Origin of the sequence: Zoogloea oryzae (assembly GCF_030161255.1) — a bacterium.
In the GTDB taxonomy this organism is placed as follows: Bacteria; Pseudomonadota; Gammaproteobacteria; order Burkholderiales; family Rhodocyclaceae; genus Zoogloea; species Zoogloea oryzae.
Genome location: NZ_BSPX01000083.1, coordinates 1 through 18,218, shown reverse-complemented (window position 1 = coordinate 18,218; position 18,218 = coordinate 1). Strand labels below are relative to the sequence as shown.

Annotated in this window: 21 protein-coding genes; 6 read left to right on the top strand and 15 right to left on the bottom strand. The window is 69.2% G+C overall.

What is annotated here, in order from left to right:
* The 4 genes from QQK25_RS19630 to QQK25_RS19615 form a co-directional block, all read left to right on the top strand.
* On the top strand, positions 1–136 hold a 136-nt coding region (locus QQK25_RS19630; RefSeq protein ID WP_284189477.1), incomplete at its 5' end, for a methylated-DNA--[protein]-cysteine S-methyltransferase.
* Positions 133–783 carry a DNA oxidative demethylase AlkB gene (gene alkB / locus QQK25_RS19625; RefSeq protein ID WP_284189476.1) on the top strand — a complete coding sequence of 217 codons (651 nt, stop codon included), beginning with the start codon at positions 133–135 and terminating at the stop codon, positions 781–783. The genes QQK25_RS19630 and alkB, both read left to right, overlap by 4 nt.
* A gap of 70 nt (positions 784–853) precedes the next feature.
* Positions 854–1,711: a DNA-3-methyladenine glycosylase family protein gene (locus QQK25_RS19620; RefSeq protein WP_284189475.1), complete on the top strand. Its 858-nt coding sequence runs from the start codon at positions 854–856 to the stop codon at positions 1,709–1,711.
* A 398-nt stretch (positions 1,712–2,109) separates the two neighbouring features.
* Entirely contained in the window at positions 2,110–3,939 is a 1,830-nt protein-coding gene (locus QQK25_RS19615; protein WP_284189474.1) for a tetratricopeptide repeat protein, read from the top strand.
* Between the two features lie 541 nt (positions 3,940–4,480).
* Here QQK25_RS19615 and QQK25_RS19610 read toward each other — a convergent pair.
* The 4 genes from QQK25_RS19610 to QQK25_RS19595 are packed head-to-tail and all read right to left on the bottom strand — an operon-like array spanning position 4,481 to position 8,370.
* Positions 4,481–5,206: a fumarate reductase iron-sulfur subunit gene (locus tag QQK25_RS19610; protein WP_284189473.1), complete on the bottom strand. Its 726-nt coding sequence runs from the start codon at positions 5,204–5,206 to the stop codon at positions 4,481–4,483.
* A 25-nt stretch (positions 5,207–5,231) separates the two neighbouring features.
* On the bottom strand, positions 5,232–5,561 hold the full coding sequence (locus QQK25_RS19605; RefSeq protein WP_284189472.1) for a 2Fe-2S iron-sulfur cluster-binding protein: 330 nt from the start codon (positions 5,559–5,561) through the stop codon (positions 5,232–5,234).
* Entirely contained in the window at positions 5,558–7,537 is a 1,980-nt protein-coding gene (locus QQK25_RS19600; RefSeq protein ID WP_284189471.1) for a fumarate reductase flavoprotein subunit, read from the bottom strand. Before QQK25_RS19600 ends, QQK25_RS19605 begins: the two co-directional genes overlap by 4 nt.
* Positions 7,538–7,539: 2 nt before the next feature.
* Entirely contained in the window at positions 7,540–8,370 is an 831-nt protein-coding gene (locus QQK25_RS19595; protein ID WP_284189470.1) for a fumarate reductase cytochrome b subunit, read from the bottom strand.
* A gap of 345 nt (positions 8,371–8,715) precedes the next feature.
* Between QQK25_RS19595 and QQK25_RS19590 the strand changes: the two genes are divergently transcribed.
* Positions 8,716–9,165, top strand: coding sequence for a YaiI/YqxD family protein (locus QQK25_RS19590; RefSeq protein WP_284189469.1), 450 nt, complete (start codon positions 8,716–8,718; stop codon positions 9,163–9,165).
* Between the two features lie 3 nt (positions 9,166–9,168).
* Here QQK25_RS19590 and QQK25_RS19585 read toward each other — a convergent pair whose 3' ends face one another.
* The 4 genes from QQK25_RS19585 to QQK25_RS19570 are packed head-to-tail and all read right to left on the bottom strand — an operon-like array spanning position 9,169 to position 13,593.
* Positions 9,169–10,584, bottom strand: a complete 1,416-nt coding sequence (locus tag QQK25_RS19585; protein ID WP_284189468.1) for a patatin-like phospholipase family protein — start codon at positions 10,582–10,584, stop codon at positions 9,169–9,171.
* Between the two features lie 9 nt (positions 10,585–10,593).
* Positions 10,594–11,571, bottom strand: coding sequence for a cation diffusion facilitator family transporter (locus QQK25_RS19580; protein ID WP_284189467.1), 978 nt, complete (start codon positions 11,569–11,571; stop codon positions 10,594–10,596).
* A complete protein-coding gene (locus QQK25_RS19575) occupies positions 11,568–12,647 on the bottom strand; it encodes a nitroreductase family protein (RefSeq protein ID WP_284189466.1) in 1,080 nt (359 codons plus the stop codon). Before QQK25_RS19575 ends, QQK25_RS19580 begins: the two co-directional genes overlap by 4 nt.
* A 46-nt stretch (positions 12,648–12,693) precedes the next feature.
* Positions 12,694–13,593, bottom strand: a complete 900-nt coding sequence (locus tag QQK25_RS19570; RefSeq protein ID WP_284189465.1) for a ThiF family adenylyltransferase — start codon at positions 13,591–13,593, stop codon at positions 12,694–12,696.
* 194 nt (positions 13,594–13,787) lie between these two features.
* On the opposite strand from QQK25_RS19570, the gene QQK25_RS19565 reads away from it, so the two are divergent.
* A complete protein-coding gene (locus QQK25_RS19565) occupies positions 13,788–14,558 on the top strand; it encodes a PEP-CTERM/exosortase system-associated acyltransferase (RefSeq protein ID WP_284189464.1) in 771 nt (256 codons plus the stop codon).
* A 10-nt stretch (positions 14,559–14,568) separates the two neighbouring features.
* Here the strand turns inward: QQK25_RS19565 and mnhG are convergent, their stop codons facing one another.
* From mnhG to mbhE, 7 genes are all read right to left on the bottom strand, one after another.
* A complete protein-coding gene (gene mnhG / locus QQK25_RS19560; RefSeq protein ID WP_284189463.1) occupies positions 14,569–14,847 on the bottom strand; it encodes a monovalent cation/H(+) antiporter subunit G in 279 nt (92 codons plus the stop codon).
* Entirely contained in the window at positions 14,840–15,100 is a 261-nt protein-coding gene (locus tag QQK25_RS19555) for an MrpF/PhaF family protein (protein ID WP_284189462.1), read from the bottom strand. The genes mnhG and QQK25_RS19555 overlap by 8 nt, the downstream gene beginning before the upstream one ends.
* Complete coding sequence (locus QQK25_RS19550; protein ID WP_284189461.1) at positions 15,097–15,432, bottom strand: Na+/H+ antiporter subunit E; 336 nt, start codon at positions 15,430–15,432, stop codon at positions 15,097–15,099. The genes QQK25_RS19555 and QQK25_RS19550 overlap by 4 nt, the downstream gene beginning before the upstream one ends.
* Complete coding sequence (locus QQK25_RS19545; protein ID WP_284189460.1) at positions 15,429–16,883, bottom strand: proton-conducting transporter transmembrane domain-containing protein; 1,455 nt, start codon at positions 16,881–16,883, stop codon at positions 15,429–15,431. The genes QQK25_RS19550 and QQK25_RS19545 overlap by 4 nt, the downstream gene beginning before the upstream one ends.
* Positions 16,880–17,281 carry a sodium:proton antiporter gene (locus tag QQK25_RS19540; protein ID WP_284189459.1) on the bottom strand — a complete coding sequence of 134 codons (402 nt, stop codon included), beginning with the start codon at positions 17,279–17,281 and terminating at the stop codon, positions 16,880–16,882. The genes QQK25_RS19545 and QQK25_RS19540 overlap by 4 nt, the downstream gene beginning before the upstream one ends.
* A complete protein-coding gene (locus QQK25_RS19535) occupies positions 17,278–17,712 on the bottom strand; it encodes an MnhB domain-containing protein (RefSeq protein WP_284189458.1) in 435 nt (144 codons plus the stop codon). The genes QQK25_RS19540 and QQK25_RS19535 overlap by 4 nt, the downstream gene beginning before the upstream one ends.
* On the bottom strand, positions 17,709–18,218 hold a 510-nt coding region (mbhE, locus tag QQK25_RS19530), incomplete at its 5' end, for a hydrogen gas-evolving membrane-bound hydrogenase subunit E (protein ID WP_284189457.1). The genes QQK25_RS19535 and mbhE, both read right to left, overlap by 4 nt.

The window sequence follows — 18,218 nt, the reverse complement described above, 5'->3', positions numbered from 1 at the left end:
CGGCGCCTGCGCCGCCAACCCGGCGGCGGTCGCCATCCCCTGCCACCGGGTGGTGCGCATGGGCGGCGCCCTCGCCGGCTACCGCTGGGGCCTCGAACGCAAGCGCGCCCTCCTCGACCGGGAGGCCGAAACATGACCACCGCCTGCCTCTTCGACGACCTCGCCGCGCCCGCCGACATCCCCATCGACCCGGGCGCGGTACTCCTGCCCGGCTTCGCGCTGGCCGACGCCCCGGCCCTCCTCGCCGCCATCGACGCGGTAGCCGCCGCCGCCCCCTTCCGCCACATGGTCACGCCCGGCGGCTTTCCCATGTCGGTGGGCACCACCAGCTGCGGCCTGCTTGGCTGGATCACCGACCGCCGCGGCTACCGCTATTCAGGCGCCGACCCGGACACGAATCGCCCCTGGCCCGCGATGCCGCCCCTCCTGCAACGCCTCGCCTTTGATGCCGCCGCCCGCGCCGGCTTTGCCGGCTTCACCCCGGACGCCTGCCTCATCAACCGCTACGCCCCCGGCGCAAAGATGGCCCTGCACCAGGACAAGGACGAGCGCGACTTCACCCAGCCCATCGTCTCCGTCTCCCTCGGCCTGCCGGCCACCTTCTTGTGGGGCGGCGACGCCCGCGGCGACAAGGCCCGGCGCATCCCGCTCCAGCACGGCGACGTGTTCGCGTGGGGCGGCCCGGCGCGGCTGCGCTTTCATGGCATCGCGCCCCTCAAGGACGGCGAGCACCCCGCCACCGGCGCGTGCCGCATCAACCTCACCTTCCGCAAGGCCGGCTGAAGCACGCGGGCGCGAACTCATCGGCCCGCCCGGCGACAAACCGACTGAGCCCCCACCGAAGGCGCCCGCCATGCAACTGCCCGCCGACTTCCGCCCCGCCGACTTCCTCGCCTTCCACGGCCGCGACGCCCGCCAGGTGGCCGAGCGGGTCACCGGCAGCCGCATCGAAAAAGGCATCCTGTGGCACGGCCACCCGGCTCGCCTTACGCTCGATCTCTCACCCGGCCGGGCCGAGGCAAGGCTCGACGTGGACGGCCCCGCGCCCGATCCCGCCGAAGTCACCCCCCTCGCCCGCCACCTGCTCGGCCTCGACCAGCCTGTCGCCGAACTTGCCGCCGCCCACCGGGATCACCCGCAACTCGGCCCCCTCCTCGCCCGCCTCCCCGGCCTGCGCGTGCCCCAAGCCGCCACGCCCTTCGAAGCCCTCAGCTGGGCCATCACCGGCCAGCAGATCAGCCTCGCCGCCGCGGTGAGCATCCGCCGCCGGCTGATCGAGACAACCAACCTGCATCACTCCAGCGGCCTCGCCTGCTACCCCGACGCCGCCACCCTCGCCCGCCTCGACGAGCCCACCCTGCGCACCGCCGGCTACTCCGCCACCAAGGCCGCCACCCTCCTCGAAGTGGCCCGCCGCACCGCCGACGGCCGCCTGCCGCTGGACCACTGGCTGCACACCCGCACCCCCGCCGCCGAAATCCACGCCACCCTCGCCCAGCTCCGCGGCATCGGCCCGTGGACCATCGACTACACCCTGCTCCGCGGCTTCGCCCAGATGGACGGCTCCCTCCACGGCGACGTGGCCGTGCGCCGCAAACTCCAGGCCCTCCTCGGCCACGACACCCCGCCCACGCCCAAGGAAACCCAAGCCTGGCTCGCCCAGTTCGCCCCCTGGCGCGCGCTAGTGGCGGCAATGCTGTGGGCAAGCTGAAAGGCGCCGGCCTGTCGCTCAGGCGTAGGTCGGGTTAGCCCACGGGGCGTAACCCGACACCACAACGCCATCCCACGCTGCCGGGACGACACGAGCGAAGACTGCCGAGCGCGGGAAAAGACGCCGGTGGAAACGATGACACCGCATCGCCGTGCGGGATGTCGGGTTACGCCCTCCGGGCTAACCTGACGAACTGCGCCGGACATCCCCGCCCGTTGCTCCTCTGCTCGACGGCTCAGACGGGCTGTTGCCGAGCACCGAGCCCTTACACGCCGCGTCGAGGGTCACATGACGCGAACTATCTGTAGGGGCGACTTCAGTCGCCCGCGGACTCCCAGCCACCGCCCCGTCATTCCTGCGCTATGCTCCCGGCAAACCATCGCGCAAGCACCCGACCGATGAAAACCGCTCGCCACCTCCTCGCCACCACCCTTGTCGCCCTCACCCTCGCCAGCCCCGCGAGCGCAGAAGACAAGACCGTTCCCGAATCCGACTTCACCGCCTACAAGGAACTCGCCCAGGTCAAGCTGGACGCGGCGAAGGAGAGCCTGCAGAAGGACGTCGCCGCGCTGGGCACGCGGGTGGATAACCAGGACAAACGGATCGACCAGCAGGGGAACCGGATCGGGGATGTGAGCATTTCCCTCACCTGGTTCGGCATTCTCCTCACCCTCCTCGCCATCATCGCCGGCTTCGTCGGCTACTACACCGCCAGCACCAAGGCCCGCAAGGAAGCCCAGGACGAAGCCCGAAAGGCCGTCGACGACTGGCTAAAGACGCACGAAGCCGACCTGAAACAACGGATCAAAGCCGCCGAAGACTTTGCCGCCGAATCCCGCGCGCACATCCAGACCTTCGAGGACGAGATCAACCAGCTCAAGGCCCAACTCAGCGACAAGCTCATCACCCACACCAACAATAAGATGGCCGAAACGACGGCACTGGTAGAAGACGCCAAGCGGCAGATTCAAGCAACCATCGCGCAATCCACGGACCAGACGACGCCTCCCGCCTCACCCGCAGCCCTCGAAGCTTTGCAGGCCCAGGCCGAGAACCTGCTCCACAAGGCGGAAGCCGAATACACTTTCAACGACTGGGACAACCGCGCCTTCGCGGCCTTTGGGGAAGACAAATTCGACGATGCCGCGCGGTATTGGCAACACGTATCGGAGGCCCCCGATACGCCACCCGACATCGTGGCGCGGGCCCTGAGCAATAGGGGCGTCGCGCTCGCAGAACGGGGACACGCCGACGAAGCCATCGCCGCCTACGACCGCGTCGAGGCCCACTACGCCAACGATACCGCCCCCGCCTTGCGTGCGCAGGTGGCAATAGCGCTCTTCAACAAGGGCAACGCCCTCGGAAAACGCGGACGCACCGACGAGGCCATCGCCACCTACGATCTCGTCGACGCCCGCTACGCCAACGACACAGCCCCCGCCTTGCGCGAACTGGTGGCAAAAGCGCTCTTCAACAAGGGCGTCGGCCTCGGACGACTCGGACACAACAACGAGGCTATCGCCGCCTACGAGCTCGTCGACGCCCGCTACGCCACCGATACCGCCCCCGCCTTGCGCGAGCAGGCGGCAAAAGCGCTCGTCAACAAGGGCGTCGCCCTCGGACGACTCGGACACACGGACGAGGCCATCGCCACCTACGAGCTCGTCGAGGCCCGCTACACCAACGACACCGCCCCCGCCTTGCGCGAGGCACTGGCAACAGCGCAAATCAATAAGGGCAACGCCCTCGAACAACGTGGACGCACCGACGAGGCCATCGCTGCCTATGAGCTTGTCGAGGCCCGCTACGCCAACGACGAAACCCCTGCCTTGCGCAAACAAGTGGCTTACGCGCAGACCGGCAAGGGTTTCACGCTGCTGTATCGGGCCAAGGCGCATTGGGCCACGCTGGACCGACGGCACGCCGACCTGGATCTGGCTGCCCGCCTGTTTGAGCAAGCGGAAGCGGAAGCAGACGTGGACGACAAGCCGATCGTCCTCGGCAACCGCGCCTACTGCGCCCACTTGCGCGGAGAGCCAGTCGAGGTCGTCCACCCATTGCTGGAACGGGCCCTGAAGGAAGGACGAGAACAGCTCTACCAAGCCACCCTCGACGACCTCGCCATTCACCCGGTGCCGGAGGATGCGGCGTATCGCGTCTTGTTGGACGAGGTGTGGGCGGAGCTGCGGGGGGAAGACCCGCCTGCGGCGGCGCCTGGCGCCGGTTGAGCCCAGCGCTCGACCTGGCTTGCGCAGGAAAATCCCTCTGGGCTCCAGTTAAATTGTCCGGCAGCATATTTTCTGCGGCTTCCGGCTTCAATTTAATGCCTCGACGGTATTAAAAAATCGCTCGCGGCTTTGTCGAGAAATTCCTCTGAGCAATTAATTATTTCCAGATTCGGGCAGCCGCTGGCCGATTCGGGATTAATTAATTGCCGGCGTCTTCTCGATAATTGCAATTTTTCCGAGCCCCTGCGTGAAAAAGGGATTTTCCTGCAGGGTTTGGGAATTTTTTAATTCCGTGGCGGGATTTTCCTCGGAGGGATAGCCCCAGGGCTGGAGAGCTGCGGAGATAAGCTGGCGAGGTTCGGGATGACGCTGGGCGGATTCGGTGCAGGGCTGGGGCGATGGGGGATTTGTCTGGAAAGGCGTGGGATCTTGCTGGCCGGGTTTTTTGGTGAGGCCGGGTGGATTGGGGATTTGGTGGAGCGGCGGGGTGGGCGACTGAAGTCGCCCCTACAGTCGACCGACAGTCGACCGACAGTCGGCCTTACAGGACGCCGACCTTGACCATCTTCCGCCGCAGAAACGCGATCTGCGTCTGCAGCGACAGCCCCTTCGGGCACACGTCGTGGCAGCCCAGCAGGCTCATGCAGCCGAACACGCCGGTGTCGTCGCCGATGAGCTCATAGAAGTCGTCGTCGCTGCGGGTGTCGCGGGGGTCGAGGCGGAAGCGGGCGATCTTGTTGAGGCCGACGGCGCCCACAAAATCGGGGCGCATCTGGGCGGTGCCGCAGCCGGCGATGCAGCAGCCGCATTCGATGCAGCGGTCGAGCTCGTAGATGGCTTCGGCGAGAGCCGGCTCCATCGGGGCCTCGACCGCGGTGAGGGCGGTTTCTTCCTGGCTGTGGATCCAGGTTTCGAGGCGTTCGGCGGTGCCGCGCATCCACTTGCCGGTGTTCACCGACAGATCGCCGATCAGCTCGAACACCGGCAGGGGCGCCAGGGTGATGAGGGGGTCGAGGTCGCGGGTGAGGCAGCGGCAGGCCAGGGTGGGCTTTCCATTGACGAGCATTGCGCAGCTGCCGCAGATGCCGGCGCGGCACACGAAGTCGAACTGCAGCGAGGGGTCGAGGCGCTCGCGGACTTCGCCCAGGGCGAGGAAGAGGGTCATGCCCTCGGCTTCCTCCACGAGGAAATCCTGCCAGTGGGGGGCGATGCCCTCGCCCGGGCTGCTGCGCAGGATGCGCAGGGTGAGGCTGCGGGGGGCGGTCATGGCGGGGCCTTTCGCGGGGGCGGGCTCAGTGGCTGCCGCGCACGGGGATGCGCATGCCGTCCCAGCCTTCGGCGTGGATGCCGGGGGCGACGGCGATGTCGTGGCCCAGGTCGCGGATGAAGGCGGTACAGGGCACGCCGGGCACGCCGTTGATCGTCACGCTGCAAGTGTTGCAGGCGCCGGAGTGGCACATGAAGCCATCGGCCCAGGTGGGCGGCAGCGTGCCCTTGGCCTGCTTGATGGCGCCCAGCAGGGTCATGTCGGGGGCTTCGACGATCTCGACCGGGGTGGAACCGCCGGTGAGGGTGCGCAGATGGAGGGTGACGGTGCGGATGTGGGACATGGGAGCGTTCATGGTGTGTCGTCTCCGGGCCTTTCGTTGCGGCCCCGGTAGCGTTCCGGGAGCAGGTGGTCGAAGGGCATCAGGGCGTGTTGCAGGGTGTATCGGTCGGCGTGGCCGAAGGCTTTGCGGATGGCGTTGATCTCGTCCGCGCGGATGGCCGTGGCCGGGTGTTCGATGGCGTTGCGGGCGCCGTAGCCGCGCCAGCCGGGGGGCAGTTCCATCGCCGCCACGTCCAGGTCTTCCCAGGCGAGGGTCGGCAGGGTGTCGTCGCCGTGCCAGATGGCGAGGGTGCGCTTGAGCCAGTGGGCGTCGTCGCGGGCGGGGTAGTCCTCGCGGTAGTGGGCGCCGCGGCTTTCGGTGCGGGTGAGCGCGCCGTGGGCCACGCACAGGGCCAGCTTGAGCATCTTCTGCACCCGGTAGGCGGACACCAGCTCGGGGTTGCTGCCGGGGCGGCGGGTGGCGATGCCGATGTGGCGGCTCTTCTCCAGCAGTTGCCGGAGTTCTGTCACCGCGGATTCGAGCAGATCGCCGCGGCGGAAGATGCCCACCTTCTCGGTCATGATGTCCTGCATCCGTCGTGTGAGTTCGGCTGCGCTTTCGCTTCCGTTGCCATGCAGCAAAGTGTCGAGCTTTGCCTGCTCCCGTTCGAGGAATTCCCGCACGAGGGCGGTGGAGACATGCAGATCGCCTGCGGCGGATTCCACGAAGTCGGCCATCTTCTCGCCGACGATCATGCCGGCGACAACCGTTTCGGCCACCGAGTTGCCACCCAGCCGGTTGAAGCCGTGGAGATCCCAGCAGGCGGCCTCGCCGCAGGCGAACAGGCCGGCAAGGCCACGGGCGTGACCGGCGGCGTCGGTGCGGATGCCGCCCATCGAGTAATGCTGGGCCGGGCGCACGGGGATCATGTCGCGGGCCGGGTCGATGCCCAGGAAGTGCTGGCAGATCTCCTTCACCTCGCGCAGGCGGCCGTCGATGTGGGCCTTGCCGAGCAGGGTGATGTCCAGCCACAGGTGTTCGCCAAAGCGGGTCTTCACCCCGTGGCCGGCGCGGATGTGCTCTTCCATGCGCCGCGACACCACATCGCGGGAGGCCAGCTCGCGCTTTTCGGGCTCGTAGTCGGGCATGAAGCGGTGGCCCTTGGCGTCGCGCAGCAGCCCGCCGTCGCCCCGACAGCCTTCGGTGACGAGGATGCCGGCGGGGAAGATGGTGGTCGGGTGAAACTGCACCGCCTCCATGTTGCCCAGGGGCACCACGCCGGTTTCCAGCGCGATGGCGGCGCCGATGCCTTCGTTGATGACGGCGTTGGAGCTGACCCGGTAGATCCGCCCGAAACCGCCGGTGGCGATGCAGGTGGCCTTGGCCACGTAGGCCGAGAGTTCGCCGGTGACGAGATCGCGCACGATGGCGCCGTGGCAGCGGCTGCCGTCGTGGATCAGCGCGATGGCCTCTGTGCGCTCGTGCACCGGGATACTTTCGGCCACGGCCTGGTCGGAAACCGCGTAGAGCATGGCGTGGCCGGTGCCGTCGGAGACGAAGCAGGTGCGCCACTTCTTGGTGCCGCCAAAATCCCGGGCGGCAATGAGGCCGTGCATGGCGGCGGGTTCGGTGAGCGTCACCCGCTGGCCGTCCATCACCACCTCGCGGGGGCCGGCCTGGATGCGGTTCCAGGGCACGCCCCAGGCGGCGAGTTCGCGCACGGCCTGAGGCGCGGTGTGCACGAAGAGGCGCGCCACCTGCTGGTCGCAGCCCCAGTCGGAGCCGCGCACGGTGTCTTCGAAGTGCACGTCCTCGTTGTCGCCGGCGCCCATCGCGGTGTTGCCGAGGCTGGCCTGCATGCCACCCTGGGCCGCGGCCGAGTGGGACCGCTTGGGCGGGACGAGGCTCAGGATGGTCACGTCGTGGCCGCGGCGCCGGGCGCCCACGGCGGCGCGAAGGCCCGCGAGGCCGCCGCCGATCACCAGCACGTCGGTGTAGTGGATGCGCATGGTCAGCCCCGGGCCGTCTTGGCCGCGGTGGGCACGTAGGGTTCGCCGGCGCGGTCGGCGTGGGCGATGCCCAGCTGCACGTAGGCCAGCAAGGTGACGAGGCCGAGGCCCACGAAGAACACGCTGAAGGCCGTCTTCACCGCCCGCAGGCGGCGCCGGCTGGCGGCCGGGTCGCGCCCTTCGAGCCAGCCCCACTTGAGGGCCAGCCGGTACAGGCCGACGCTGCCGTGGAGCTCGACCGCAAACAGCAGCAGCAGGTAGAGCGGCCACATGGTGCCCGTCCAGATGCGGTCGGCGGATTCATAGGGGCCGATCAGCTCGGGATGCACCAGCATGCCGTAGAGGTGCACGGTGCCCAGGAAGAACAGCGTAAAGCCCGTCCACAACTGCAGCCACCACAGGCCGGTGTCGCTGTGGCGCAGCTGTCGGCGATGCTCGGCAAAGGCCCGGTACTGGCGCCAGTTGGCGGGAAACTTGCGCAGCGCCAGCCACGCGTGGCCGACGAAGACCGCCAGCACGAAGCCCACCACGCACGACACGACCCACGGCTGGGGCGCGCCGAACAGCCAGCCGGCCTCGAAGAAGCGGGCGACGGTGTAGAAGGCATCGTGGCTGATGAGGATGGACGACACGAAGAACATGTGCGCCACCAGAAAGACCGCCAGAAACAGCCCGGAGGCGCTCTGGAGCAGGTCGAGCCGGGCGGGCCAGCGGCTCTTCTTCAGGCGGCGGGCGGCGTGGGCGGGATGGGAAACCGCAGCCGGAATGCCCGGAATGGCCGGGGCGGCGGCGTCGGGCTGGAAGAGCCCGGTCTGTTCGATGGAACGCGTCATGATGAGGAGACCGCGGTGAATCAACCACCAGCCGGCTGGTCATGGGGCACCTGCGCGGGGGACGCATCCCTCGCCCGGTGCGACACAACCCGAACCTGGGGTTCGAGCCGGCGCCTTGTCTCCTCTTTTTTTCTCTCTTGGGCTACAGCACTGATCGACGGCGTGACTTCAAACTAGTCCGTCTTTGCTTATATTGCTGTGCACAATGCCGCGATTAACGGTCGGACACCGGGCGAATTGAGGGATTTCCACCAGCGCCCACCGGAATCCGTTGTTTTTCGGCAACAGGAACGCCGGCGCGGCCGGGGTTACACTGGCGCCCTTCCCTTTCACGCCCCACGCATCATGCAAATCTGGATCGACGCCGACGCCTGCCCGGCCGTGGTCAAGGACATCATCTTCCGCGCCGCCGAACGCCTGCAGATCCAGACCTTCGTGGTGGCCAACCGGCTGCTGCGCACGCCGCCGTCGCGCTTCATCCGGGCGATTCAGGTGCCGTCGGGCTTCGACGTGGCCGACGCCCACATCGTCGACACCCTGGCGGCGGGCGATCTGGTCATCACCGCCGACATTCCGCTGGCCGCGGCGGTGCTGGAACGCCAGGCCCACGCCCTCAACCCGCGGGGCGAGATGTACACCGCGGCCAACATCGCCGAGCGGCTGTCGATGCGGAATTTTCTGGAAGAACTGCGCAGCAGCGGGGTGCAGACCGGCGGCCCGGCGGCCTTCAGCCAGGCCGACCGGCAGGCCTTTGGGGCCGCGCTGGACCGCTTTCTGGCCAGGGCGACGCGCTGAGCCTCAGCCGTCCAGATCGGCCGCCAGCTGGCGTGCGATGGCCGCCAGGGCGCGGACCAGATCGGGCGCCGACAGCGCATCGAGGGGCGTGGCCATGTCGTGCATGGCCTGGATGTGCCCCACCGGATTCGGCGCATCGCCGATCGCACTGAGCAGCACCCAGCGCACCTTGACCGCGTAGCGGGCCGCGGCCTCGAGGAAGAAACCCAGCTCCTCCCTGCGGATGAAGGGCGAGGCCAGAAAGCCCGGCGACACCAGCAGCAGGGCGACGCGGGTGGAGGCCAGCGCCCGGTCGATGGCGTCACGCCACATCTCGCCAGCCTCGATCCGGGTGTCGTCCCACACCTGCAGGCCGCGCAGCTCGACGTAGGGTTCGAGCGGCGCCTTGACCACGTCCAGCCAGGCCTTGTCCCGGTGGCTGTAGCTGATGAAGAGCTGGCTGCGGGAGATGCGCGACAGGCGGTTGGCGAAGCCGCGCATCATCGCCGAGGCGGTCATCACCGCCCGCTCGTCGTGGATGCGGTCGGCGGGCCGGCTGCCCGTCTGGGCCCGCCGGCGCTCGCCGGAGAGGTCATTTCCCCAGTCGCGCAGGCAGGCCGTGGCGGCGCGGCGCCCGGCTTCGAAGAGGTAGGGCTTGCGCGTCTGGGCGGCGTCGAACTGCTCCATCTCCAGATCGAACACCGGCACCTCGATGAGCCGCGCCCGGGGGATTTCGTCGATGAGGTAGTGGTCGCGGCTGGCCACCCCGGCACCGACGATGGTCTTGATGAAGCGGCCGATGCCCTGGGGCGGCGTGGTGACCGGCGCGTCCGCCGGCTGCAGCGCCACGATGGGGTATTCGTCGTCAAAGCGCCCGACCATCCAGATCGGGCAGTGGGTGGCGATCGCCGCATCCACCACCACCCGCCCGCCGGCTTCGTGGGGCGGGAAGAACAGCGGGATGCCCACCGCGATGCGCACCGCCTCGGTCACCTTCATGTCGGCGTGGGTTTCGCTGGCATACACGAGGAGCTGCTTCGAGAGCAGGTCGATGCCCGCCGTGGCGAAGGGGATCGCCATCTCGCCGAAGGTTTTGCCGGGGCCGATCAGGTCTTCCATGATCTGCACCACCGCGTCGCTGTCGTAGGGCGCGAAAGGCCAGCGCAGCCAGGACACGTAGCGCAGCGGCCCGGGCAGGCTGGGCTTGCCCAGCAGGCGGCGCAGATCGACCGCCTCGACCCGCGCCTGCACTTCGCGCATCGGCAGGCCGGTGGCGACGAGGGCGCCGATCAGGCTGCCCGCCGAGCAGGCCGAGATGCTGGCGAACTCGATGCCGGCCTCTTCGAGCACCGCCAGCGCGCCCACATAGGCCAGGGTCTTGACACCCCCCGACCCGAGCACGAGATGAACTCGGGTGCGCGGTGTCGGAAGGGCGGTCACGGTCTCGCCTCAGCCCAGCGCGGCGGGCTTCGTGCAGCCGTCGTCCATGCCGTCCAGCTCGATCTGGATGGTGGGGTGGTGAATGCGGAAGCGGTGCTTCAGCCCCTCGGCCACGTCGATGAGGAAGCTGTCGCCCGGATGGCCGTCGGGCATCACCAGATGCACCGACAGCGCGGTTTCGGACGTGCCCAGCGCCCAGATGTGCAGGTCGTGCACGTCCTTCACGCCGGGCAGGCCGGCAAGCCAGGTGTGCACATCGACAAGATCGATGCCCTCCGGCACGCCGTCGAAGGCCAGGTGCAGCGACTGACGGAACAGCCCCCACGATCCCACCACGATCACCGCGGCGATCGCCAGGCTGACCACCGGGTCGAGCCACACCCAGCCGAAGTGCAGGTACAGCGCACCTGCCGCCACCACGCCCAGGGATACCAGCGCATCGGCCGCCATGTGCAGAAAGGCGCCGCGGATGTTGAGATCGTCCTTGCTGCCGGACATGAACAGCACCGCGGTGATGCCGTTGATGAGCACCCCGACGGCCGCGACGACGATGACCGTCCAGCCGGCCACCGGCTCGGGCGACTGCAGGCGCTGCACGGCCTCGAGGGCCAGGGCCCCCATCGCCAGCAGCAACAGCACGCCGTTGGCGAGTGCCGCGAGGATCGAGGCCCGCGCCCAGCCGTAGGTGAACTTGTGGGTCGGGCGCAGGCGCGCCGCGGCGCTGGCGCCCCAGGCGAGGATCAGCCCGGCGACGTCCGACAGGTTGTGGCCGGCGTCGGCCAGCAGCGCGAGGGAATCGGACATCCAGCCATAGAAGGCCTCGACCAGCACGAAGCCGATGTTGAGGGCGATGCCGATGGCGAAGGCCCGGTCGTAGGACGCCGGCCCGTGGTGGTGGCCGTGGCCGCCGTGACTATGGCCGTGCCCGTGAGCGTGGCTGCAGGCGTGGCCGTGCGCGTGGTCGTGTTGGGCGTGCTCGTGACTCATCGGCCGGGCAGCATCAGCTCCTCGACGCTCTTGCGCAGGGAGCGGGACTTGGGCGGATCGCTCACCCCGACGCGGCAGAAGAAGGTCAGGCCCTGGTCGTGGCCGAAGCCGCCAATGCGCTCGAACTCATCGGCCAGCGCCGCGGCGCCCTGCTGGATCTCGGGCACGGCCGAGAAGCTCAGGCCCGCGCGGGCGTACCAGCGGAAGATCAGCGGCGTCATCTCGGGCTGCAGGTGCAGGCCCACCGCCGCGGCGGTCAGCCACACCCGCTGCAGGGCGATGCCGCCGCGCACGTGGGCCTCGACGCCGACCGCCGGAACGTCGGCCTTCACCAGCACGTGAGCGGCGCAGGCGATGGCCGGAATGTAATCAAGCTGCACCCGCGGCGCGATGGTGCCGCCGAGGTATTTGTTGAAGAACTGGACGCGGCCCCAGCTGGCCATCACCCACTCCATCAGCCGGGCGGTGGCGCCATCGACGCCCACCGCCTGCTCGGGGATGCGATCCTTGCTGAAGCGGGTGCGCCACTCGATGATCTCCTTGTGCACCGGGTAGGCCTCGGGGCAGGTGAGGCGCAGGTAGGCGTTTCGCCACAAGAGGCCGGCCACCTGGCGGCGCTCGGCGCCGGATTCGAAGAACTGCACGCTGTAGCCCGCGCCAGGTGCCGCGGCCAGGGCGCTGCGCTGGGCGGCGGTGAGCGGCGTGGTGCGCATCGGCCGGCGCTGCACGGTGCGGCTCTCGACGAAGGGCAGGAGCGGATCGGGGGCGATGCCCGGCGCGGGGGTGAGCCTCACGTCGAACACCGGCGATTTATCCGGGCTGCCCGGGCGCAGCTGCCAGCTGGCAGCCAGGCCTTCGCCGGTGGCGGCAATGCGCAGGGTCTCGAGCAGCGCACCGTGGGCCATGTGGCTGGCGTGGCCGTTGAAGTCGTAGAGGCACCACTCGCGGGTGTCGTTGCCGTGGATGGCGATGTGGTCGTCGGCGACGATCTCGAAACGCCAGGGCTGGGTGTTGTCGCCACTGGGGGCCCAGCGGGCCAGGTCGAGGATTTTCAGCAGGGTTTCACGGCTGGCCATCGAGGGCTCTCCTGGATCGGAAACGCGGGGCGGGTCGGTGGTCGGGTCAGGCGGTGCGGGCAAACTTGCCCTGGCGCATCGCCTTCAGCTGGCGGCGGGCAATGAACAGGCCGATCTGCTGGATCGGGTTGCGGTTGCCGCCCGGCCGCCAGGTTTTGATGTAGCGGTTGCGGTAGGCGTCGAAGTGAAAACCCCACGGGGCGCACAGCACCTTGCCGCGGCCGAGGAGGATCTTGAGGGATTCGGTGGCCGTCACGCCGGCGCACAGCTGGCAGGCGGCGATGGTGCTGGGGCCACGGCGGGCGTTGAAGTCCACCCGGGTCGGGTCGGCCAGATAGCCGCGCTGGAGCATCGCCGGCGACAGGCCGAGGAGGAAGCGCACCGCCATCTCGTCCTCGTCGCAGCCTTCGAGGCGGAAGTACTCTTCGAACGACATGTGCCCCGGCAGGAAGGACAGCACCGCCGTGCCCATGCCCAGCGGCGCCGCGGTGACCGCCGGCACGCCCAGCCGGTGGCAGGCATAGAAAGTATCGCGGCGGGCCTTGAACGCAAAGAAGTCCAGGCCGTCTACATAGAGGTCGACGCCGGACAGGAAATCGTCCAGATTGGAAGCGTCAACGCCTTTGTCGAAGATGCGGATGTCGAGCTCGGGGTTGATGTCCTTCGCCATCCGGGCCATCACCTCGGCCTTCGGCTGGCCGACCGTCGACATGGACGCGCCCGCCTGACGGTTGAAGTTCACCACGTCGAAGGTGTCCATGTCGGCGATGTTGAAGGCGCCGATGCCGAGCCGGGTGAGGGTGAGCAGATGCACGCCGCCGACGCCGCCCATGCCGGCGATGGCAATGCGCTTGCCGCGCAGCGCGGCCTGCTCGGCCTCGGTGACCCAGCCGATATTGCGGGCAAAGGCTTCGTGGTAATCAAAGTTTGCGTTGGCGTCGGGCATGCGTATCGAATCCGTCGGACCAGGAAACATTATGATACGACAGTTCGCGTCCGCATCCGGCCCGGTTGCCCATCCAGGCCGCCGTCCGTCGGACGGATCGGGCCGGCCATACCGATCGGCCCTTCAGGTCTCCGAGCCGGGGTCGTTGATGATCGATACACCCATTCCGTATAACCAGAAGAGGCCCATCAGCCATGTCGCTACTTGATCGTTTCAGTCTGGGGGAAGGCTTCAAGAAATACTTCGAAGTCGCCGCCGCCTTCAGCGACGACCTGCGCAACGACGTTTATGGCATCCGCCATGAAGTCTATTGCGAGGAGCTGGGCTTCGAGCCGGTCCGGCCCGACCGCCGCGAGATCGACGACAACGACCGCCACAGCCTGCACTGCCTGCTGCGCACCTCGACCGAGCCGCGCATCCTGGTTGGCTGCAACCGCCTGGTGATGGCCCGACCGGAAGACCCGGCCCACCCCCTGCCCTTCGAGCACGCCTGCCGCGCCACCCTCGACCGCTCCATCATCGACCCCGCGAAGGAGCCCCGCGGCTCCATCGCAGAAGTCTCGCGCCTTGCCGTGCGCGCCCACTACCGTCGCCGGAAGGGCGAGACCAAAACCGCCCTGGCACTCTCCGAAGACGACTTCGGCACCAAGGAGCAGCCCCGCTTTCCGTACATCCCGATCGGCCTGTATCTGGCGGTGGTTGCGCTGGCCAAGCACGAGGGCATCGAAACCCTGTTCATGCTCACCGAGCCGCGCCTCGCCGACCACTTCTCGAAGCTCGGCGTGAAGATCACCCAGATCGGCGGCCCGGTGGAGCACCGGGGCACCCGCGTTCCGTCGATGATGAACGTGGATCACGTCATCAAGAACCTGCGTTTCTTCATCAAGCCGATCTGGCGGGTGGTGGTCGAGGAGATCGAGGCCGGCTACGCCAACGGCCGCCCGGCCTTCCAGAAACCTGCCTGAAGCCGCCGGCTCAGTCGGGCCCGCGGTCGCGCTCGCGCAGCGCGGCCCGGGCCAGCAGGTGCGAAGCCGCCGGCAGCGTGACCAGCAGGGCCACGAAGATTCCCAGCGCCCGCAGCGCCCAATCCAGCCCGCCGCCCTTGATCGCCACGCCGATCAGCAGCACGCCCAGCGCCAGCGTGGCCGCCTTGGTGGCCGCGTGCTGGCGCGACAGGGCATCCGGCAGGCGCAGCAGCCCCACCGCGGCGATCACCAGCAGCACCATGCCCAGCAGCATCAGGCCCTCAGCCACGCCGGCCTCCCCACTTCTCCACTGCCCGCGCCCACGCCAGGGTGCCGACAAAAGCCACCACCGCCACACCCAGCGCCACGTCGAGATACAGCACCCGGCCAGTGATCGCCGCCGCCAGTGCGCACGCTGCAATGCCGCACGCCGACAGCAGATCGAAGGCCACCACCCGATCCGCGTCGGTCGGGCCGCGCAGCAGGCGGATCACCGCCAATACCACCGCCACGGCCAGCAGGCCGATCAACAGCGCGTTCATGATTTCACCCTGCACAGCACCCGCACGTGGCGCTCGAAGTGGCGGCGGATGCCCTCGGCCGCGCCGGCCTGGTCGCGCCCGTCGAGCAGATGCACCAGCAGGCTGCGTGTTTCCATGTCGATATCCACCACCGTCGAGCCCGGCGTGAGGGTGACGAGGCTCGCCAGCAGCGCCGCGCCGGCTTCGGTCATGGGCGCGAACTCGTAGCGCATCAACACCGGCTGCGCGAGCGCGCAGGGGGCGAGGATGATCCGCAGGGTCGCCAGCCCGGACAGCGCCAGCTGCCACACAAACGACACCGCAAGCACCACGGCCGCCGCCACGCGCTTCATCGCGTCACCTCCACAAGGCCCGCGGCAGCCTGCCCGGCAAAGCCCAGCAGCGTCTGCGGGAACAACCCGATGCCGGCCGTGATCGCCGCCAGCAGCACTACCGCAGCCATCGCGGCAAACGGCAGCCGGCCCACCGCAGCAGGCGCGGGGTGCGGCTTCCAGAAAGCCTCGATCCAGATCTTGCTCATCGAATAGAGCGTCAGCACGCCGGTGGCCAGCGCCGCGCCGCCCCACACCCAGTGGCCGCCGGCAAAGCTCTCCCGCAGCACCAGAAACTTCGCCCAGAAGCCCGACAGGGGCGGAATGCCCACCAGCGACAGCGCCGGCACCGCAAAGATGATCGCCAGGATCGGCCGCGCTGCCGCCACACCGCCGATGCGCCGCAGGTCGTAGCTGCCGGCCACGCGGCACACCAGCGCGGCGATCAGGAACAGGTTGGCCTTCACGATGATGTGGTGGATCGTGTAGAAGATCGCCGCCGCGTAGCCGGCCGGGGTGGCCAGCGCCACCGCGAGGATCAGGTAGCCGATCTGGCTGACGATGTGGAAGGCCAGGATGCGCCGCAGATCCCAGTGCCACGCCGCCCCCAGCGCGCCGGCCAGCATCGTCGCCACCGCCACAGCGCCCAGCACGGCCTGCCAGTGGGCCACCGCCGACGGGAAGACCTGCCCGAAGAGCCGTAAGAGCGCATACACGCCCACCTTGCTGAGCAGCCCGGCAAACAGCGCCAGCACCGGCGCCGGCAGCACGTGGTAGGCCGCGGGCATCCACGAGAACACCGGAAACGCCGCCGCCTTGGCCAGGAAGGCCACCGCCAGCAACGCCACACCAGCCGCCAGCAGCGGGCTCGCGGGCGCCTGGGCCAGGGCCGCAAAGTTGAGTTGGCCGGTGGCGCCATACACCACCGCGATGCCGGTGAGCAGCACCAGCGTGCCCACCATGTTGAGCACCAGATAGCGCAGCGTGCCGTCCAGCGCGGCGACGCGCCCCCGATGGACCAGCAGGCCCAACGCGGCGATCAGCATCACCTCGAACCACACGTAAAGATTGAACAGGTCCCCGGTAGCAAACGCCCCGCCGACCCCGGCCATCAGCCCATGTACCAGCGGCAGCGCCGCCGAGCGCCTGTCTGCCGGATCGACCCGCGCCGCCTGGAAGACGAGGCACACCAGCGCGATCAGCGCGGAGACTGCGATCATCCCCGCCGACAGGCGATCGACCACGAACTCGATCCCGAAGGGCCACGCCCAGTTGCCGAGGACGAGGTGCAGCGGCCCCTGCTCGCCCACCACCCGCAGCACCAGCAGCGCCACCAGCAGGTTGGCCAGCCCGGCGAGCAGGCTGAAGCCTTCCGCCAGCCGCGGCCGGCCGGCCAGCAGCACGCAGCCGACGGCGCCCGTCAGCGGCACCAGCACCGGCGCGAGGGCGAGGTTGGCGAGCGCTCCGCTCATGCCCGGCGCTCCGCGTCGAAGGGGAGCGGTTTGCCGTCGGGGCCGCCGCCGGGTTCGGCATCAGCGAGACGATCCACGTCGCCCTCGGGCCGCTTTGCCAGCAGCGCCATCAACAGCACCAGCGCGAAGCACACGAAGGCGAAGCCGATCACGATGGCGGTGAGCACCAGCGCCTGGGGCAGCGGGTTGGCCGCGGAGGCGGCGAGCACCGTCTCGGCGTCGGCCATGATCGCCGGCACGCCCGAGCCCACGCGGCCCGCCATCAGCACGAAGAGATTGACCGCGGTGCCGGCCAGCGCGAGCCCCACCACCACCCGCAGCAGGTCCCGGGCGAGGATCAGCCATACCGCGGCACCGCCGCATACGCCAATGGCGAGAGCGAGCAGCCAGGCGTTCATGTCTTCCTCCCGAGCGCCAGCACCAGCGCCGCGAGGCCGCCCCACACGCACAGCATCACGCCCAGATCGAAGAGCATCACCGTGGACCACGGCAGCGCGAAGCCCGCCAGATGCAGCTCGCCGCTGAAATGGGTGAGGAAGGGCTGCCCGGCGACGAGCGCCGGCACGCCGGCCAGCGCGCCCATCGCTACGCCCAGCGCAGCGAGGGCCTCCGGCGCCAGCGGCAGGCGCGCCCGCGCGGCCCGGCCGCCAAAGGCCAGCGCATAACTGGCCGTGGCCGCCACCGCCAGCAGACCGGCGATGAAGCCGCCCCCCGGCGCGTTATGGCCGCGGATCCACACCACCAGCGCCGCCAGCAGCAGCGGCCGGTAAACAAGGCGTACCAGCTGTTCGACGAGGATCTCGCGGGTGCCGAGGCGGAAATCGCTCATCGCCCGGCCCTCCCCATCCGCCGCAGGATGCCGCCCGCGGCCAGCGCCGCCAGCAGCAGCACGGCGATCTCGCCGAGGGTATCCAGCCCGCGGAAATCCACGATGATCACATTCACCACGTTGCGCCCGTGGGCCGCGACGAGGGATTGCTGGCCGAAGTAGTCCGACAGCGCGGCGTCGAAGGGCGCGGCGGTCATGCCCAGCGCCAGCAGTGTCAGCCCCAGCCCGGCCAGCACCGCGGCGACCAGCGCCAGCGCCGGTCGGCCGTGGGGCAGCACGTTTTGCCCGGGGCGCAGCAGGCGGCCCAGCGCCAACGCCACCACCACCGCGAAGACGCCATCCACCGCCAGCTGGGTGAAGGCCAGATCCGGCGCCCCGCGGGACAGGAAAACCAGCACCGAACCCAGCCCGGCGATGCCGCTGGCGAGCAGCAGCGCCATCCGCCGCCGCACGAAGACACAGGCGAGCCCGGCCCCAGCCACCAGCAGCGCGCCGGCGGCAAGGCC

Excerpts from the sequence above, each read along its gene's own strand:
- alkB (WP_284189476.1), top strand. The coding sequence starts at position 133 with ATGACCACCGCCTGCCTCTTCGACGACCTCGCCGCGCCCGCCGACATC.
- QQK25_RS19620 (WP_284189475.1), top strand. The coding sequence starts at position 854 with ATGCAACTGCCCGCCGACTTCCGCCCCGCCGACTTCCTCGCCTTCCAC.
- QQK25_RS19615 (WP_284189474.1), top strand. The coding sequence starts at position 2,110 with ATGAAAACCGCTCGCCACCTCCTCGCCACCACCCTTGTCGCCCTCACC.
- QQK25_RS19610 (WP_284189473.1), bottom strand. The coding sequence starts at position 5,206 with ATGACCGCCCCCCGCAGCCTCACCCTGCGCATCCTGCGCAGCAGCCCG.
- QQK25_RS19605 (WP_284189472.1), bottom strand. The coding sequence starts at position 5,561 with ATGAACGCTCCCATGTCCCACATCCGCACCGTCACCCTCCATCTGCGC.
- QQK25_RS19600 (WP_284189471.1), bottom strand. The coding sequence starts at position 7,537 with ATGCGCATCCACTACACCGACGTGCTGGTGATCGGCGGCGGCCTCGCG.
- QQK25_RS19595 (WP_284189470.1), bottom strand. The coding sequence starts at position 8,370 with ATGACGCGTTCCATCGAACAGACCGGGCTCTTCCAGCCCGACGCCGCC.
- QQK25_RS19590 (WP_284189469.1), top strand. The coding sequence starts at position 8,716 with ATGCAAATCTGGATCGACGCCGACGCCTGCCCGGCCGTGGTCAAGGAC.
- QQK25_RS19580 (WP_284189467.1), bottom strand. The coding sequence starts at position 11,571 with ATGAGTCACGAGCACGCCCAACACGACCACGCGCACGGCCACGCCTGC.
- QQK25_RS19575 (WP_284189466.1), bottom strand. The coding sequence starts at position 12,647 with ATGGCCAGCCGTGAAACCCTGCTGAAAATCCTCGACCTGGCCCGCTGG.
- QQK25_RS19570 (WP_284189465.1), bottom strand. The coding sequence starts at position 13,593 with ATGCCCGACGCCAACGCAAACTTTGATTACCACGAAGCCTTTGCCCGC.
- QQK25_RS19565 (WP_284189464.1), top strand. The coding sequence starts at position 13,788 with ATGTCGCTACTTGATCGTTTCAGTCTGGGGGAAGGCTTCAAGAAATAC.
- QQK25_RS19555 (WP_284189462.1), bottom strand. The coding sequence starts at position 15,100 with ATGAACGCGCTGTTGATCGGCCTGCTGGCCGTGGCGGTGGTATTGGCG.
- QQK25_RS19550 (WP_284189461.1), bottom strand. The coding sequence starts at position 15,432 with ATGAAGCGCGTGGCGGCGGCCGTGGTGCTTGCGGTGTCGTTTGTGTGG.
- QQK25_RS19545 (WP_284189460.1), bottom strand. The coding sequence starts at position 16,883 with ATGAGCGGAGCGCTCGCCAACCTCGCCCTCGCGCCGGTGCTGGTGCCG.
- QQK25_RS19540 (WP_284189459.1), bottom strand. The coding sequence starts at position 17,281 with ATGAACGCCTGGCTGCTCGCTCTCGCCATTGGCGTATGCGGCGGTGCC.
- QQK25_RS19535 (WP_284189458.1), bottom strand. The coding sequence starts at position 17,712 with ATGAGCGATTTCCGCCTCGGCACCCGCGAGATCCTCGTCGAACAGCTG.